Origin of the sequence: Oricola indica (assembly GCF_019966595.1) — a bacterium.
Taxonomy (GTDB): Bacteria; Pseudomonadota; Alphaproteobacteria; order Rhizobiales; family Rhizobiaceae; genus Oricola; species Oricola indica.
On sequence record NZ_JAINFJ010000006.1, the window covers coordinates 67,501 to 85,334 of the forward strand.

Annotated in this window: 14 protein-coding genes, 1 tRNA gene, 2 rRNA genes and 2 pseudogenes (1 of these 19 running past the window's edge); all 19 read left to right on the plus strand. The window is 61.1% G+C overall.

Annotation, left to right across the window (positions count from 1 at the left end):
* Window positions 1-1,325: ribosomal RNA gene (locus tag LC343_RS16035) — 23S ribosomal RNA — on the plus strand; it begins 1,497 nt to the left of the window's first position.
* A 71-nt stretch (window positions 1,326-1,396) separates the two neighbouring features.
* A 5S ribosomal RNA gene (gene rrf, locus LC343_RS16040) occupies window positions 1,397-1,511 on the plus strand.
* Window positions 1,512-1,601: 90 nt separating this feature from the next.
* Window positions 1,602-1,678, plus strand: a tRNA-Met gene (locus LC343_RS16045).
* Window positions 1,679-1,870: 192 nt separating this feature from the next.
* Window positions 1,871-2,590, plus strand: a complete 720-nt coding sequence (locus LC343_RS16050) for an HAD family hydrolase (RefSeq protein WP_223478175.1) — start codon at window positions 1,871-1,873, stop codon at window positions 2,588-2,590.
* A complete protein-coding gene (locus LC343_RS16055; RefSeq protein ID WP_223478176.1) occupies window positions 2,568-3,524 on the plus strand; it encodes a sugar-binding transcriptional regulator in 957 nt (318 codons plus the stop codon). Before LC343_RS16050 ends, LC343_RS16055 begins: the two co-directional genes overlap by 23 nt.
* A gap of 164 nt (window positions 3,525-3,688) precedes the next feature.
* The gene (locus tag LC343_RS16060; RefSeq protein WP_223478177.1) at window positions 3,689-4,993 is read left to right on the plus strand and encodes an ABC transporter substrate-binding protein; all 1,305 of its coding nucleotides are present in this window, start codon (window positions 3,689-3,691) and stop codon (window positions 4,991-4,993) included.
* A gap of 111 nt (window positions 4,994-5,104) precedes the next feature.
* Complete coding sequence (locus LC343_RS16065; RefSeq protein ID WP_223478178.1) at window positions 5,105-5,983, plus strand: carbohydrate ABC transporter permease; 879 nt, start codon at window positions 5,105-5,107, stop codon at window positions 5,981-5,983.
* A 12-nt stretch (window positions 5,984-5,995) separates the two neighbouring features.
* On the plus strand, window positions 5,996-6,826 hold the full coding sequence (locus tag LC343_RS16070; protein WP_223478179.1) for a carbohydrate ABC transporter permease: 831 nt from the start codon (window positions 5,996-5,998) through the stop codon (window positions 6,824-6,826).
* 10 nt (window positions 6,827-6,836) lie between these two features.
* Complete coding sequence (locus LC343_RS16075) at window positions 6,837-7,841, plus strand: ABC transporter ATP-binding protein (RefSeq protein ID WP_223478180.1); 1,005 nt, start codon at window positions 6,837-6,839, stop codon at window positions 7,839-7,841.
* On the plus strand, window positions 7,838-8,611 hold the full coding sequence (locus tag LC343_RS16080) for an L-iditol 2-dehydrogenase (RefSeq protein WP_223478181.1): 774 nt from the start codon (window positions 7,838-7,840) through the stop codon (window positions 8,609-8,611). The genes LC343_RS16075 and LC343_RS16080 overlap by 4 nt, the downstream gene beginning before the upstream one ends.
* A 4-nt stretch (window positions 8,612-8,615) precedes the next feature.
* Window positions 8,616-10,082, plus strand: coding sequence for a mannitol dehydrogenase family protein (locus LC343_RS16085; protein ID WP_223478182.1), 1,467 nt, complete (start codon window positions 8,616-8,618; stop codon window positions 10,080-10,082).
* A gap of 146 nt (window positions 10,083-10,228) precedes the next feature.
* Entirely contained in the window at window positions 10,229-11,191 is a 963-nt protein-coding gene (locus LC343_RS16090) for an SLAC1 anion channel family protein (protein WP_223478334.1), read from the plus strand.
* Window positions 11,192-11,280: 89 nt separating this feature from the next.
* Window positions 11,281-11,859, plus strand: coding sequence for a peroxidase-related enzyme (locus tag LC343_RS16095; RefSeq protein WP_223478183.1), 579 nt, complete (start codon window positions 11,281-11,283; stop codon window positions 11,857-11,859).
* 62 nt (window positions 11,860-11,921) lie between these two features.
* Window positions 11,922-14,009, plus strand: coding sequence for a PAS-domain containing protein (locus LC343_RS16100; protein WP_223478184.1), 2,088 nt, complete (start codon window positions 11,922-11,924; stop codon window positions 14,007-14,009).
* Window positions 14,006-14,296 (plus strand): annotated as a pseudogene (locus tag LC343_RS25365) (response regulator); the annotation flags it as partial. The gene LC343_RS16100 and the pseudogene LC343_RS25365, both read left to right, overlap by 4 nt.
* Window positions 14,276-14,375 (plus strand): annotated as a pseudogene (locus LC343_RS25370) (response regulator transcription factor); the annotation flags it as partial. The pseudogenes LC343_RS25365 and LC343_RS25370, both read left to right, overlap by 21 nt.
* A gap of 32 nt (window positions 14,376-14,407) precedes the next feature.
* On the plus strand, window positions 14,408-14,722 hold the full coding sequence (locus LC343_RS25375; RefSeq protein ID WP_425419992.1) for a winged helix-turn-helix domain-containing protein: 315 nt from the start codon (window positions 14,408-14,410) through the stop codon (window positions 14,720-14,722).
* 224 nt (window positions 14,723-14,946) lie between these two features.
* Window positions 14,947-16,926, plus strand: a complete 1,980-nt coding sequence (locus LC343_RS16110) for an AMP-dependent synthetase/ligase (protein ID WP_223478186.1) — start codon at window positions 14,947-14,949, stop codon at window positions 16,924-16,926.
* A 35-nt stretch (window positions 16,927-16,961) separates the two neighbouring features.
* Window positions 16,962-17,765 (plus strand): ABC transporter ATP-binding protein, encoded by an 804-nt coding sequence (locus tag LC343_RS16115; RefSeq protein WP_223478335.1) that lies wholly within the window; start codon window positions 16,962-16,964, stop codon window positions 17,763-17,765.
* Window positions 17,766-17,834: the final 69 nt, after the last annotated feature.

Consider the following 17,834-nt stretch of genomic DNA (forward strand, 5'->3'; position numbering starts at 1 on the left):
GTCAGTCCTTATCGGATTGAATTGGCAGTGATGGAGTTCCGGGAAATAGCTCCTCCATATAGACCGTACCCCAAACCGACACAGGTGGACAGGTAGAGTATACCAAGGCGCTTGAGAGAACTACGTTGAAGGAACTCGGCAAATTGCACGCGTAACTTCGGAAGAAGCGTGACCCTTTCGCGGGTAACCGTGGGAGGGTGGCACAGACCAGGGGGTAGCGACTGTTTACCAAAAACACAGGGCTCTGCGAAGCCGCAAGGCGACGTATAGGGTCTGACGCCTGCCCGGTGCTGGAAGGTTAAAAGGAGAGGTGCAAGCCTTGAATTGAAGCCCCAGTAAACGGCGGCCGTAACTATAACGGTCCTAAGGTAGCGAAATTCCTTGTCGGGTAAGTTCCGACCTGCACGAATGGCGTAACGACTTCCCCGCTGTCTCCAACGTAGACTCAGTGAAATTGAATTCCCCGTGAAGATGCGGGGTTCCTGCGGTTAGACGGAAAGACCCCGTGCACCTTTACTATAGCTTCACACTGGTATTCGCCAAGGCATGTGTAGGATAGGTGGTAGACTTTGAAGCGTGGGCGCCAGCTCGCGTGGAGTCATCCTTGAAATACCACCCTTATCTTCGTGGATATCTAACCGCGACCCGTTATCCGGGTCCGGGACAGTGTGTGGTGGGTAGTTTGACTGGGGCGGTCGCCTCCTAAAGAGTAACGGAGGCGCGCGATGGTGGGCTCAGAACGGTCGGAAATCGTTCGCTGAGTGCAATGGCATAAGCCTGCCTGACTGCGAGACTGACAAGTCGAGCAGAGACGAAAGTCGGTCATAGTGATCCGGTGGTCCCGTGTGGAAGGGCCATCGCTCAACGGATAAAAGGTACGCCGGGGATAACAGGCTGATGACCCCCAAGAGTCCATATCGACGGGGTTGTTTGGCACCTCGATGTCGACTCATCGCATCCTGGGGCTGGAGCAGGTCCCAAGGGTATGGCTGTTCGCCATTTAAAGCGGTACGTGAGTTGGGTTCAGAACGTCGTGAGACAGTTCGGTCCCTATCTGCCGTGGGTGTAGGAATATTGAGAGGATCTGTCCCTAGTACGAGAGGACCGGGATGGACGTATCACTGGTGGACCTGTTGTCGTGCCAACGGCATAGCAGGGTAGCTATATACGGAACGGATAACCGCTGAAGGCATCTAAGCGGGAAACCGACCTCGAAACGAGTATTCCCTGAGAGTCGTGGAAGACGACCACGTTGATAGGCCGGGTGTGGAAGCGCAGTAATGTGTGAAGCTTACCGGTACTAATAGCTCGATCGGCTTGATCGTTCTCATTGCTTGTGTCCATGGATAACGCCATGGCGCCAATTCCAGCTTCTTGTTTGTTTGTGCTTCGCCGACCTGGTGGTTCTGGCGGGGTGGCTGCACCCGATCCCATTCCGAACTCGGCCGTGAAACACCCCAGCGCCGATGGTACTTCGTCTTAAGACGCGGGAGAGTAGGTCGCTGCCAGGTCTGCAAAGCACAAGCAAGTTTCTTCTCTTTTCGAACCCTTTCTCGACCGTCCGCACAGGCGGTTTTCTCAACGGCCGAGTAAAATAATGGCGCGGGGTGGAGCAGCCCGGTAGCTCGTCAGGCTCATAACCTGAAGGTCGCAGGTTCAAATCCTGCCCCCGCAACCAAGATCAACCCGTTGTCCGCTTGGGCAGCGGGTTTTTTTGTGCCCAGATTCCGAGCCGGCGTCCCGCAGTCGCTCCGCATGGTTCACGAGCCAGACACTCGGCGAGGCATTGTCCGGGCGATATCGGCGGGAGTGGTTTGTGCCGTACGATCGACTAATGTAATCGGGCAGCGTGGAAACGGGCGCGGTTGGAATGGGAAAAGGCAAGACGGAACTCGTCATCTTCGATTGCGACGGCGTTCTGATCGACAGTGAAATCATCAGTGCGCGTATCCTGATCCGGCAGTTGGGCCGTGTCGGGGTGCATCTCGACTTTCCCTATGTGCAAAAGAATTTCCTCGGACGCTCCTGGACGAAGGTCGCGGCCGAAGTGCGCGTGAATTACGGGCTGGATCTCGATTCGGATTTCGAGGAAAGCTACCGTAGCGAGTTGCTTGCGGCCTTCGAAACGGAGCTGCAGACGGTCTCCGGTATCGAAACCGTACTCGAGGAACTCGACACGGCGGCTTGCGTCGCCACGAGCAGTACGCCGAAGCGGGCCAGCCGCTCGCTTCATTTGTCCGGACTTTCCCGCTATTTCGGCGATCGCCTCTTCACCGCATCACAGGTTGCCAACGGCAAACCCGCGCCGGACCTCTTCCTGTTTGCGGCAGCCACGATGGGCGTTGCGCCGGAGAATTGTCTGGTCATCGAGGACTCGACGCCTGGGCTTGCCGCCGCGCGGGCAGCCGGGATGGAGGTCTGGCGGTTTTGCGGCGGAAGCCATTTGCGCGACCTGTCGATGGAGGAACTCGTCGGTGATGGCGGCTACAGGCTCTTTGACAAATGGAGCGAGTTCTTTGAAATGGCTCCAAATCTGAGAAAACCAGCGAAAGTGACGGCTTACCGAGATGTCCAGCAAGATCGACAGTGAGAACAGCCGTCTCGATGACGCCGCGCGTGCCGGTTGGCTCTATTATGTCGCCGGCAACACGCAGGACGAGATAGCGCGCAAGCTCGGCGTTTCGCGGCAATCGGCGCAACGGCTTGTTTCGCTGGCGGTCAGCGAGCGGCTGGTCAAGGTGCGGCTCGATCACCCGATCGCCCATTGCATGGAATTGAGCGCCCGGCTCAAGGACGCTTTCGACTTGAAGATCTGCGAGATCGTCCCGAGCGATCCGGATGCGCCGTCCTCTATTATCGGAACCGCCCATGCCGGTGCGGCCGAGATGGAACGGCATCTGAAATCCCGACATCCCAAGATCATCGCGATCGGGACCGGCCGTGCACTGAGGGCCTGTGTCGAGCAATTGTCGCCGATGGACTGCCCGCAGCATTCCATCGTCTCCCTGCTCGGCAACATGATGTCGGACGGGTCGGCGACAGCCTACAACGTGGTCATCCGCATGGCGGAACGGGTCAACGCGAAGCACTACCCCATGCCGCTTCCTGTCTATGCCCGGTCCGAGGAAGAAAAACGCATCCTCCACAACCAGGAGCCGGTTCACAATATTCTCGAACTGATCCGCCAGGCCGATGTCACCTTCGTCGGCATCGGCAACATGGACGCGACTGCGCCGCTGCTCGTCGACGGCTTCCTGACGCGGGACGACATTCGGGCCTTCGATCGCGCTGGTGCGGCGGGCGAGATCACCAGTTGGGTCTATGATCGGCAGGGGCGTGTCATCGAGGGGCTCAGCAACGACCGGGTCAACAGCGCGCCGCTGGTCGTGGATTCGCCCAATCCGGTCATCGGAATCGCCGCGGGCGAAGTGAAGGTCAAGGCTATTCGTGCTGCGATGGAAGGCAAATTGATCAACGGCCTGATCACCAACGAGCACACAGCGGAGCAATTGCTCAAGGAGTGAGCAATTGTACACATACACCAAGTACCTGATATAAAAGAGATATATCGTTCCGGAAGGACGGCGCGCCCGAAATTCATGAATCGGGCTTGACTTGATATCGCGCCGATGTGAGTATTTGCTCGTAATCGTAGCAAATGCCCGTATTGGGCATTGGGAGGAAAATCATGAAAATTTTTGTTCGCGCCCTTCTGGGTGCGTCTGCGCTGTCGTTTGCCGTGTCGGGTGTTTCCGCTGAAACGCTGACGATCGCGACGGTCAACAATGGCGACATGATCCGCATGCAGGGTTTGACCGACGACTTCACCGAGAAGACCGGTCACACCGTCGAGTGGGTCACGCTGGAAGAGAATGTTCTGCGCCAGCGCGTCACCACCGACATCACCACCAAGGGTGGTGCATTCGACATCATGACCATCGGCATGTACGAAACCCCGATCTGGGGTGCGAACGGCTGGCTGGTTCCGCTCGACGACCTCAGCGAAGACTATGATGTCGAAGACATCCTGCCGGCCATGGCCGGAGGCCTGAGCCATGACGGCACGCTCTACGCGGCTCCGTTCTATGGCGAATCCTCGATGATCATGTATCGCACCGACCTGATGGAAAAGGCGGGCATGAGCATGCCGGAAGCCCCGACCTGGGACTTCATCCGGGAAGCCGCCGCGGCGATGACCGATCGTGACAACGACATCAACGGCATCTGCCTTCGCGGCAAGGCCGGCTGGGGCGAAGGTGGAGCCTTCATCACCGCGATGTCGAATTCGTTCGGTGCCCGCTGGTTCGACATGGACTGGAATGCCCAGTTCGACACCCAGCCCTGGAAGGACACGCTTGAGTTCTTCGTCGGCATGATGAACGAGTCCGGACCGGCCGGCTACGCGACCAACGGCTTCAACGAGAACCTGTCGCTGTTCCAGCAGGGCAAGTGCGGCATGTGGATCGATGCGACTGTCGCGGCGTCCTTCGTGACCAATCCGGATGAGTCGACCGTCGCCGACAGTGTCGGTTTCGCGCTCGCACCGGACAATGGCCTCGGCAAGCGCTCCAACTGGCTCTGGGCCTGGGCGCTGGGCATTCCTGCCGGCACGCAGAAGGCCGATGCAGCCAAGGAGTTCATCGAGTGGGCAACCTCGAAGGACTACATCCAGCTGGTCGCCGAGAATGAAGGCTGGGCCAATGTGCCGCCCGGCGCACGCACCTCGCTCTACGAGAATCCGAACTACAAGGATATACCGTTCGCGAAGATGACGCTCAAGTCGATCCTGACGGCCGATCCGAACGACTCCACCGTCGAACCGAGCCCCTATGTGGGCGTCCAGTTCGCGGCCATCCCGGAGTTCGCCGGTATCGCGACCGAAGTCAGCCAGGAATTCTCCGCTGTCTATGCCGGTCAGCAGACCGTCGATGAAGCGCTGGCAAAGGCGCAGGCCATCACCAACGACGCGATGGAAGCCGCAGGCTACCGTTAAGTCGCCTCCCGGACCGGAGGGCGGTTTCGACCGTCCTCCGGAGCCAAACGCGAATATCCTTTCCGTGCACCGTTGCCGACGGCAGGTCCCGTCAACAGAGGAGGTGTGTCCATGGCTACCCAGCACTCCCGTTCCGCAGCTCGCCTGATGATGGCGCCGGCGGTGATCCTGCTTCTGGGATGGATGCTCGTCCCGCTGACGATGACGCTCTTCTTCTCGTTCAAGAAATATCTCCCGCTCAGGGGCGATTCCCTGGGCAACGGGCTTGATTGGGTCGGTTTCGAGAACTACGTCCGCTTCGTTTCGGCAAGTTCCTTCTGGCCGAGCGTCATGACCACCTTGCTGATCGTCGGCGGCGTACTCGTGATCACCGTCGTCCTCGGCATCTTCCTGGCGATCTTGCTGGATCAGCCGATGTGGGGCCAGGGCATCGTGCGCATTCTGGTCATCGCCCCTTTCTTCGTCATGCCGACCGTCTCCGCGCTGGTGTGGAAGAACCTCTTCATGGACCCGGGCAACGGCTTTCTCGCCCATGTCTACCGTTTTTTCGGCGCAACACCCGTGGAATGGCTGAGCCAGGCCTCGCTGCAGTCGATCATCATGATCGTCAGCTGGCAGTGGCTGCCATTCGCGACGCTCATCCTTCTGACCGCGATCCAGTCGCTCGACAGCGAACAGCTTGAAGCCGCCGAAATGGATGGCGCGCCGATCCCGTCGCGGTTCATCTATATCGTGCTGCCGCACCTCGCCCGTGCGATCACGATCGTGATCCTGATCCAGACGATCTTCCTGCTGTCGATCTTCGCCGAGATCTTCGTGACCACCGGCGGCGCATTCGGCACCCGGACGCTGACCTATCTGATCTATCAGCGGGTGCTCGAGAGCCAGAATGTCGGGCTCGGCTCCGCCGGGGGCGTCTACGCAATCATCCTTGCCAATATCGTTGCCATCTTCCTGATGCGCATCGTCGGCAAGAACCTCGACGCGTGAGGAGGACAGACCATGGCCCGCGCAGTCACTACGCAACGCAAGACGATCAACACGATCATCGCCTGGACGATCGGCCTGCTGATCTTCTTCCCGATCCTCTGGATCATCATCCTGTCCTTCAAGGCGGAAGGTGATGCGATCAAGACACCGATCGCGGTTCTAACCTCCGGCTGGACGCTGGAAAATTACGGCGTGGTGCAGGAACGCTCGGACTACGCCAAGCACTTCTTCAACTCGGTGATCCTCGCCCTCGGCTCGACGATCCTCGGATTGATCATCGCAGTGCCGGCGGCATGGTCGATGGCATTCGTGCCATCCAAGCGCACCAAGGACATCCTGCTGTGGATGCTGTCGACCAAAATGCTGCCCGCGGTCGGCGTGCTCTACCCCATGTATCTGATCTTTATCGAGCTGGGTTTGCTCGATACCCGGATCGGTCTGGTTGTCGTCCTGATGCTGATCAATCTGCCGATCATCGTATGGATGCTCTACACCTATTTCAGGGAAATCCCGGGCGAGATCCTTGAAGCGTCGCGCATGGACGGGGCGAGCCTGCGCGAGGAAATCCTCTATGTGCTGACGCCGATGGCGATCCCCGGCATGGCCTCGACGGTGCTCCTGAACGTGATCCTCGCCTGGAACGAGGCTTTCTGGACCCTCAACCTGACGGCCGCCAAGGCGGCTCCGCTCACGGCTTTCATTGCCAGCTATTCCAGCCCCGAGGGGTTGTTCTACGCGAAGCTGTCAGCGGCTTCGACCATGGCGATCGCGCCAATCCTGATCATGGGCTGGTTCAGCCAGAAACAACTCGTCCGGGGCCTGACCTTCGGCGCGGTGAAGTGAGGAGCGAGAGATGGGACGCATTCAACTCAAGCAGGTCAAGAAGTCTTTCGGCGAAGTCACCGTCATCCCGCCTCTGGACCTGGAAATCAACGATGGCGAGTTCGTCGTCTTCGTCGGTCCTTCCGGTTGCGGCAAGTCCACGCTCCTGCGCCTGATCGCCGGGCTGGAGGACGTGTCGGGAGGCGTGATCGAAATCGACGGCTCCGACGCCACATCCATTCCGCCGGCCAAACGCGGTCTGGCGATGGTGTTCCAGTCCTATGCGCTCTATCCGCATATGACGGTGCGAAAGAACATCGCCTTTCCCCTGAGGATGGCCAAGATCTCCACCGAAGAGCAGGAAAAACGCATATCGAATGCGGCCGAGGTGCTCAATCTGACGCCCTATCTCGACCGCCGGCCGGGCCAGCTTTCGGGCGGCCAGCGCCAGCGCGTCGCAATCGGTCGCGCCATCGTCCGCGAGCCGGCGGCCTTCCTTTTCGACGAACCCCTGTCGAACCTGGATGCCGCATTGCGTGTTGGCATGCGGCTGGAGATATCGGAGCTCCACAAACGCCTGAAGACGACGATGATCTACGTCACCCACGACCAGGTGGAAGCCATGACCATGGCCGACAAGATCGTGGTGTTGCAAGCCGGCGTGATCGAGCAGGTCGGTTCGCCGCTCGAACTTTATCACACGCCGCGCAATCTCTTCGTTGCTGGCTTCATCGGCTCGCCGAAAATGAACCTCATCGGAGGTGCCGAGGCGGAAAAACACAACGCGCACACGATCGGCGTCAGGCCTGAGCATATCGAGGTCTCCGACCATGAAGGACCATGGCGCGGCACGGTTGGCGTGTCGGAGCATCTCGGCTCGGACACCTTCTTCCACATCAATGGAACCGGTCTTGCCGACGCCCTGACTGTCAGGGCGAGCGGCGAAGTCGGCCTCAATCGCGGCGACACGATCTTCCTGACGCCGCAGGCCGACAAGATCCATCGCTTCGATCAGCAGGGCCTGAGGATCGGATGAAACGGCTGGCGGGGAAGTCGGCGCTGATCACGGGCGCCGCTCGCGGAATAGGCAGGGCATTCGCCGAAGCCTATGTCCGCGAAGGCGCCCGTGTCGCGATCGCGGATATCGACATCGCGCGTGCGCACGAGACAGCCGCGGAAATCGGTGACGCCGCGATCGCCGTGGAGATGGACGTGACGCGCCAGGAGAGCATCGACGCCGCCGTGGCGAAGACCGTCGACATGCTCGGACGTATCGACATCCTCATCAACAACGCGGCTCTTTTCACCGCCTCGCCGATCGCGGAAATCCGCCGCGAGGACTATCAGCGTGTGTTCGACATCAATGTCGGCGGAACGCTCTTTACCCTGCAGGCGGTCGCGCGACACATGATCGAACGCGGCGGTGGCGGCAGGATCATCAACATGGCGAGCCAGGCCGGACGCCGCGGCGAGCCGCTCGTCGCCATCTATTGCGCCACAAAGGCGGCCGTCATCAGCCTGACCCAGTCGGCCGGCCTGAACCTGATCGAACACGGTATCAACGTGAACGCGATTTCACCGGGCGTGGTGGATGGCGAACACTGGGACGGGGTCGATGCGTTCTTCGCCAAATACGAGCACAAGGCGCCCGGCCAGAAGAAGAAGGAAGTCGGTGATTCCGTGCCATTCGGACGCATGGGAAAGGCCGAAGACCTCACCGGAATGGCCGTTTTCCTGGCCTCTGACGAAGCCGATTACATCGTCTCGCAAACCTACAATGTCGATGGCGGACAATGGATGAGTTGAAGCCATGACCAAGCTTTCTATCGCAAATCTTCCCGCCATCGATGCGGGTGTCGCCAAGCCTTCCTACAGGCGCGATGATCTTACGCCGGGCATTGTTCATGTCGGGGTGGGGAATTTTCACCGCGCGCACCAGGCAATCTATCTGCACCGGTTGTTCGAGACCGGGCGGGACCTGGACTGGGCCATCATAGGCGGGGGCGTCAAACCCTACGACGCGGCCATGCGTTCGAAACTGAAAGCGCAGGACTGGCTCACCACTGTCGTGGAACTCGATCCCGACGGATTTTCGGCCGGTATCTGCGGGTCCATGGTCGACTTCGCCGAGGTGGATCCGAAGGCGCTGATCGGCACCATGACCGGCCCGGAAATCCGCATCGTCTCGCTGACGGTGACGGAGGGCGGCTACTATGTCGATGCCAAGACGGGCGGGTTCGATGCTTCGCATCCGGACATCGTCGCGGACAGTGCCGACCCGACCCATCCGAAGACGGTTTTCGGTATCATCATCGAAGCGTTGATGTGCCGCCGTGAAATCGGGCTCCCGCCCTTTACCGTCATGTCCTGCGACAATCTGCCGGAAAACGGGCATGTCGCGCGTAACGCGGTGCTCGGTCTGGCGAAGTGTCGGGACGATGACGCCCATGACTGGATCGCCAGGAATGTCGCCTTTCCCTGCGGGATGGTCGATTGCATTACGCCGGCGACCGGGCCGCGAGAAATCGCGATCGTACACGACCAGTTCGGCATCGAGGATGCCGCGCCGGTGGTCTGCGAACCGTTCCGGCAATGGGTGCTGGAGGATCATTTTCCGCAGGGGAGACCCGCTCTCGAGACTGTCGGGGTGGAGTTCGTCGATGACGTCGCGCCCTATGAACTGATGAAGCTGCGCATCCTTAACGGCGGCCATGCGACCATTGCCTATCCGGCGGGGCTGCTCGGCATTCATTTCGTTCACGAGGCGATGCGCAACCCGCTGGTTACGGGCTTCCTCGCGAAGCTCGAACATGACGAGATCATTCCGACCGTGCCGGAAATTCCGGGGGTCAGCCTGACCGGATATTATGAGAAGATCGTCGAGCGGTTTTCCAACGCGGCCGTCGGCGACACGATCCCGCGGCTGTGCCTCGACGGGTCGAACCGGCAGCCGAAATTTATCCTGCCGACGATCGCCGCCCGCCTTGCCGCCGGCCAATCCGTCGATGGGCTGGCGTTGGAGGTAGCGTTGTGGTGCCGTTACTGCGCCGGGATCGACGAGGACGGCAAGCCGATCAAGATCGACGATATCGCGGCCGAACGGCTCAACAGGCAGGCGCTTGCCGCGCGCGACGAGCCGGGCGCATGGCTGTCGATGCACGACATTTTCGGCGATCTGTCCGGCGATCCGGTCTTTGCGGCCGCCTTCGGCAAGGCGCTGGCATCGCTCTGGTCGAACGGGGTCGCTGCTACGCTGCAAGCCTATATCAAATCCTAGGGCATCCGGTTTCGAACCACCTTCGGCCGGCGCCTTCCCGAGGGAGGCCGCCGGCCGATTGATTCATGTCATGGCTTGTCGGAGCCCTGCGCGCGATCCTGTATCCAGTAAATCAGTGTTCTGGACGAGGGAAACGCACAGTGCAGATGGAACAGGTGCCGACAGACCGGCTGGAGAACTTCCCGGTGACGTTTTTCGCTGTCGTGATGGGCATGCTCGGCCTGACCTTGGCGACGCATGCCGCCGAAACGGCGTTCGGCACCGGCGGCGTCATCTCGATGATCGTGCTGGCGGTTTCCGTCGCCATCATGGCTGCGGTGGCGATGCTCTATACAGCCAAGGTCTTCAGGCACCGTCCTGCCGTGGTCGAGGAGTGGAGCCATCCGGTCAAGGTCGCCTTCTTTCCGACGATCTCGATCTCGACCCTGCTTCTGGCAGTCGCGATCCTTCCCTACAGCATCGGAGCGGCGCATGTTCTCTGGATCGTCGGGACGATCGCACAGGGTATATTGACGCTCAGCGTCATCGCGAACTGGATCGGCCACCGGACTTTCCAGCAGATGCATCTCGGCCCGGCATGGTTCATTCCGGCCGTCGGCAACGTGATCGTGCCGGTCGCCGGAGCGATGCTCGGTTACCAGGAGATTTCCTGGCTGTTCTTCTCCGCCGGGCTGATGTTCTGGATCATCCTGCTGACGCTGGTGATGAACCGGCTGATCTTTCACGATCCGCTGCCGGCGCGGTTGCTGCCGACGCTCGTCATCCTCATCGCTCCGCCGGCGGTGGCCTTCATCGCCTATTTTCGCATGACCGGCGAAATCGATGCGTTCTCACGGATCCTGTTGAATTCCGGCTACGTCTTTGCCGCTGTCGTCGCGACACAGGCGCGCAAATTCTCAGGTCTTCCCTTCGCCCTGTCCTGGTGGGCGCTTTCCTTTCCGGTCGCGGCGCTGACGATTGCCTCCTTCCTCTATGCGGGGCAGGCCAGTTCACCGGCGCATGAGTTCGTCGCCGGTTTCCTGCTGGCGGCGCTCGTCGCGATTGTTGCGATGTTGCTGGTGAGGACCGCGCGCGCAATCGCGTCACGTAGGATCTGCCTGCCGGAATAGTCGCCGCGCAGGCGACATAGTGATTGTGCCGCACGCCGCCACGGGAGTAATCCGGGTGTTGAGGGCGTGCAGTTTTCAGGGAGGAAACCATGAGTACCGAAACCGATCGACCGATCAGCCGCTTTCCCGTGCCCAGGCTGGAAGACCTGCCCGAAGACATCCGCCTGCGGGTCGAGGCGGTGCAGGAGAAATCGGGTTTCGTTCCGAATGTGTTTCTTGCGCTTGCGCACCGGCCCGACGAGTTCCGAGCCTTTTTCGCCTATCACGATGCGCTGATGGAAAAGCCGGGAAATCTCTCCAAGGCGGAGCGCGAGATGATCGTGGTGGCGACGTCGAGCGCCAACCAGTGCCAGTATTGCGTGGTTGCCCATGGGGCCATCCTGCGTATCCGGGCAAAAAACCCGCTGATCGCAGACCAGATCGCCGCGAACTATCGCAAGGCGGATATTACGCCGCGCCAGAAGGCGATGCTCGATTTTGCGATGAAAGTCTCCGCGCGCAGCCATGACGTTGAAGAAGCGGATTTCGCGTTGCTTCAACAGCACGGCCTGACGGAAGACGACGCCTGGGACATCGCGGCGATTTCCGCGTTTTTCGGCATGTCGAACCGCATCGCCAATGTCACCTCCATGCGGCCGAACGACGAGTTCTACGCGCTCGGGCGCTGAGGCTTGCCCGAGCCCCGCCGCTCGCATTCGTCTTGTCGGGCGGGGGCCACGTGGCGTATCGGATGGACATGAACAGAGCGGATCGCAAAGAACGCCCCGAATTCCAGGGCTTGAAGCCTCGCCCGGCGAAGCCATCCGACCGCTCGCCCGAACGCTCGATGGAGTGGCTGGTTTCCGGCCTGAATCTGCTCGAGCAGGGCATCACGATCTTCGACGCCGATTTGCGGCTGATTCACGCCAACCGCACATTCCTGCGCCTTTACGATCTGCCGGACGAATATTCGGCGCCCGGGACGACATTCGAGGCGATCAACCGTTTCCTGGCCGAAAAGGGCGATTTCGGTCCCGGCGATGTCGACGAGCTGGTGCGCGAGCGTGTTGAACGTGCCGAGGCATTCGAGGATCATTATCTCGAACGCGTTCGTCCGAACGGGATGGTCATCGCGGTCGAGGGCCATGCGCTGGCCGATGGCGGCTGGGTCGCGGTCTATACCGACATCACCTCGAAGAAGAACTCAGAAGCGCTGCTGCGCGAGCGCGCCGACCGGCTGTCTCACAGCCTGCTGGAGCGCTCGGAACAACTCGAAGCAACGAACCGCGAGCTCAATGCGGCCAACCGGGCGCTTGAGGAGGTGAGCAGCCGCCTTGCGGAATCGGAAAGCCGCATGCGGACGATCACGCATTCCGTGCCGGCCCATATCGCTTACATCGATCGGGACCTCGTCTACCTCTTTTCCAACAACAAGCTGGCCGACATGCTGGGGTTCGACGATCTGCATTTCCAGGGCCGCCGGGTTTCCGAACTGTTCGATCCCGAAGACCTCGAAGTGCTGATGCCGGCCATCAATGGCGCGCTGGACGGGCGACCCTGTTCGGTCGATTTCCACCCGCGCGACGCCAATGGCGAGCACCGCCATCTTCGGTCCTCGCTGGTGCCGGAAAGGGACGCGAACGGCAAGGTGACCGGCGCCCATATCCTGTCCATCGATGTGACCGAGGAAAAGCGCGCGATGGATCTGATCGTGCATTCCAAACGCATGGAAGCGGCAATCGCGCTCACATCGGGGGTCGTGCACGATTTCTCCAACATCATGACGATCATTCTCGGCAATCTGAACAGGTTGTCGGACCCCGCGCTGGCGGGAGGGGAACGCGAGCGGATATTGCAGGCGACACGCCGCGCGGTCGAACGCGGCGGGCGGGTCACCGACCAGCTGATGAGCTTCTCGCGCAACGAGGATCTCGTACCGACCCTGTGCAACCTGAACCGGATCACCGAGGATCTGGTGCGCCTTTTCGCGGCTTCGCTCGACCCGTCGACGACGATCACCGTGACCGACACGGAGGGCGCGCTCGGCGTCTGCATGGACGAACGCGCCTACCAGGACGCGCTGCTCAACCTGCTGCTCAATGCGCGAGACGCCATCGGACATGCCGGATCGATATCCGTGGAGATCGCACGGACAGAAACCGGTGACGGCCCGGCGGTCACGGTGACCGTTCGCGACGACGGGTGCGGTTTTCCGGACGGGACGATCGACAGGGCCTGCGAGGCCTTCTTTTCGACCAAGCAGGGCGGGCGCGGGCGCGGGCTCGGCCTGTCCATGGTTCGCCGTTTCCTGCGGCGTTCCGGCGGGGGGCTGGAGATCGAGAGCGCGCCGGGCGAGGGCGCGGCGATCACGATGACGCTGCCGCTTGCCGGCGATGTGGCCCCGGAGATTGCCGCCCCGCGCGATACCAAGCGGATCGGCGCGCGGCCGGGCGGGCTCGCGGTGGTTCTCGACGACGAGGCGGAAATTCGCGAACTCGTCCGCGGATATCTGCTGAAGGCGAATTTCCAGGTCATCGAGGCATCGACAGGCGGCGAAGCGCTCGAGCTTCTCGCCAATCTGCCGAAGGTAGCGCTGCTGGTGAGCGACATCATGATGCCGGGATCGACGACCGGGATCGATGTCGCACGCGAAGCGCGGACGCTTCGTCCGGACTTGCCGTGCCTCCTGATCAGCGGGCTGGCGACGACGCATCCGGCGCTTGGCGAGGCGGAGAGGGAGTTCCACCTGCTCAAGAAGCCGTTCGGTGAAACGGACTTCATCGCCGCGCTCGACGCCCTGTTCGCCGAAGCTCTTCCGGTCAGCGCGGTCGGCGCATGACGGAAGCCGGGCACTATATCGCCGTCATCGAGGATGACCGGGATATCGCCGATATCCTGGAGGCGGCGCTGCAGCGCGCCGGATACGAGACGGAATCCTTCGACAGCGGCGCGTCGTTCATCCGCGCACTGGCGCGGCGGGAACCCGATCTTTGCCTGATCGACCTGTCGCTACCGGACCGCGACGGGCTTTCGATCGTAGCCGAGTTGCGCGACCGGCCCCGGATCGCTTCCATCATCGTCAGCGGGCGCGATGAGATCGGCACCAAGCTGATCGGTCTCGAACTCGGCGCGGACGATTACATCGTCAAACCCTTCGACGACAAGGAAATCGTCGCGCGCGTGCGATCCGTTCTGCGCCGGCTCAAGGGGATTTCGGGCCAGGACACGAAACGCCGCGTGGCGCGCTTTGCGGGTTGGACGGCGGATTTCGGGACCTTCGAACTGATCTCTCCAGCCGGCGAGCGAAGCAGTCTTTCGGGCGGTGAAGCCGGCGTTTTGCGGGTTTTTCTGGAATCCGCAAATCGGCTTCTGAACCGCGCGGACCTGATGGACCGTCTCGGTATCGACGCCGACACGAATTTCGACCGGTCGATCGACGTGCGGATTTCCCGGCTTCGCGCCAAGCTGGAGGAAGACCCGCGAAATCCGCGTTTTATCAAGACCGTCTATGGCGCGGGCTACCTCATGGTCGCCCAGGTGGAGTGGTCCTGACGCCGCGATTCCTGTCGCGCCGCAGCATTCCTGAAACAATTCGCAACATTCAGGCAAAAATCCCGCAACGATCGGGTGCTAGCTAAAGTCTCGGTTGAACGAGACCAAGTCTTGGACTTGACTGATACCGGCCGACCGGCGGGCGTTGAGGAGCGCAATGCGTCGGCAGGCTATTTTCGGGAGCGCTGGAGGGCGCGACCGGAAAAAGGGAGGAAGATAAGCATATGCCGTCCACGGTGCAGGCCGGGGCGAACGCCCCCGAGACCTTTCCGCAATATTTGCTGCTGAACGCGGAGCGTCATGCTTCGCGAACCGCCATGCGGCACAAGGACAACGGCATCTGGAAGAGCTGGACCTGGGCCGAAATGGCCGACGAGATCCGGGCTTTCTCCATGGGACTGGCCGCGATCGGCCTGAAGAAGGGCGACAAGGTCGCGATCGTCGGACACAACCGTCCGCGTCTCTACTGGGCATTCGCCGCTGTCCAGGCGCTGGGCGCGGTGCCCGTTCCCGTCTATGCGGATTCGGTCGCCGAGGAGATGACCTATGTCCTCGATCATGCGGGCGTGCACTTCGCGGTTTGCCAGGACCAGGAGCAGGTCGACAAGCTTCTGTCGATTACCGACAAGCTCAAGGATCTGCATCAAATCGTCTATGACGAGACGCGCGGCTTGCGCGATTACGACCACACCAACCTGCATTCGATCGACGCGATCGAGCAGGCCGGCCGCGATCTGGTCGCCGAGAAGGGCGATGCCGACTGGAAGAAGGGCATCGCCGACACCAGGGGCGATGACATCGCCGTCATGCTCTACACGTCCGGCACGACCGGGAAGCCAAAGGGCGTCATGCTGTCCTTCGACAACCTCGTGATCTCGGCGCGCAACGGCAACACATTCGACAATCTGACGAAGGACGACACGGTTCTCGCCTATCTGCCGCTTGCCTGGGTTGGAGACCATGTCTTCACCTACGCGCAGGCCTATGTGGCGGGCTACAGCGTCTGCTGCCCGGAAAGCCCGGAGACGGTGGACAGCGACCGTCGCGAGATCGCGCCGTCCTATTTCTTCGCGCCGCCGCGCGTTTTCGAAAACCTGCTGACCGCCGTGCTGGTGCGCATGGAGGATGCGGGCAAGACCAAGAAGCGCATGTTCGACTACTTCATGGCGCATGCGCGCCGGGTCGGCGAGCCGATCCTCAACGGCGAGACCGTCTCCTTTGCGGACCGGTTTAAATACTGGCTCGGGGAGTTGCTCGTCTACGGGCCGCTGAAGAACCGGATGGGCTTCACCCGGATGCGGGTTGGCTATACGGCCGGAGAGGCGATCGGCCCGGAGATCTTCCGCTTCTACCGATCGCTCGGCCTCAATCTGAAACAGCTCTACGGACAGACCGAGGCCTCGGTCTACATCACCGCGCAGCCGGATGGCGAAATCCGCGCCGATACGGTCGGCAGGCCGTCGCCCGACGTGGAAATCCGCATCGAGGAAAGCGGCGAGGTGATGTACCGGTCTCCCGGCGTGTTCGTCGGCTATTACCGTAACGACGAGGCGACGCGCGAGACGAAGACCAACGACAACTGGGTCCATACGGGCGATGCCGGGTTCTTCGACCATGAAGGCCATCTGAAGATCATCGACCGGGCCAAGGATGTCGGCAAGCTGAACGATGGCAGCCTGTTCGCGCCGAAATATATCGAGAACAAGCTGAAATTCTTTCCGAACGTCAAGGAGGCGGTGGCCTTCGGCGACGGGCGGGATTTCTGCGCCGTCTTCCTCAATATCGACCTGACCTCGGTGGGCAGCTGGGCCGAGCGCAACAACGTTTCCTATGCATCCTACCAGGAGCTGGCGCAGCACGCCCAGGTCTACGCGATGATGGAGGAGCACGTCCGGCAGGTGAACGAGGACCTCGCATCCGAAGAGATGATGGCCGGTTCGCAGATCGCCCGCTTCCTCGTTCTCCACAAGGAGCTCGACGCCGATGATGGCGAACTGACGCGCACGCAGAAAGTGCGCCGGTCGTTCATCGCGGAGCGCTACGCGCCGTTGATCGATGCGCTCTATGACGGCTCGACTGAGAAGTATGTCGATACCGAAGTGACCTTCGAGGATGGGCGCAAGGGCAAGATTTCCGCGACCGTCCAGATACGCGACATGGAGCGGCTGCCGGTTACCGGCGGGCACAAGGAGGCGGCGGAATGAACGTGCATATGCGTGAGGATATGTCGCTGCATTCCATGCGGGCTGATGACGGCATCGCCAAGGGTGAGGAACTGCTCAAGGTCGATAACATCTCGCTCTCCTTCGGCGGCGTGAAGGCGATCACGGATATCTCCTTCGACATCAGGAAAGGCGAGATTCGCGCCATTATCGGGCCGAATGGCGCCGGCAAGACCTCGATGCTCAACGTCATCAACGGCTTCTACTACCCGCAAGAGGGGACGATCACCTTTCGCGGCAAGAGGCGTCGCCGGGTTCGCCCGCATGAGACAGCTCGGGAAGGCATCGCGCGGACGTTCCAGAACATCGCGTTGTTCAAGGGCATGTCGACGCTCGACAACATCATGACCGGCCGGATCACGCTTCAGAAGCGCAATATGTTCTGGCACGGGCTTTGGACCGGGCCGGCCGAACGCGAGGAGATCGAGCATCGCGAGGCGGTGGAGAGGATAATCGATTTCCTGGAGATCGAGCATATTCGCAAGACCCCGGTCGGCAGGCTGCCTTACGGCTTGCAAAAGCGGGTGGAACTGGGCCGGGCGCTTGCGGCGGAACCGGCCCTGCTTCTCCTCGACGAACCGATGGCGGGCATGAATCTCGAGGAAAAAGAGGACATGAGCCGCTTCATCCTCGACGTGAACCAGCAATACGGCACCACGATCGCGCTGATCGAACACGACATGGGCGTCGTCATGGACCTGTCGGACCGCGTCGTGGTGCTCGATTACGGCAAGAAGATCGGCGACGGCACGCCGGACGAGGTTCGCAACAACCAGGATGTGATCGATGCCTATCTGGGGGTGCCGCATGAAGAAGCGTGACCGCGTGCATGGCGAGGGGAGATTGATCGGTTGAGCCCAGCGATCCTGAATTTCATCGAGACCTGCCTC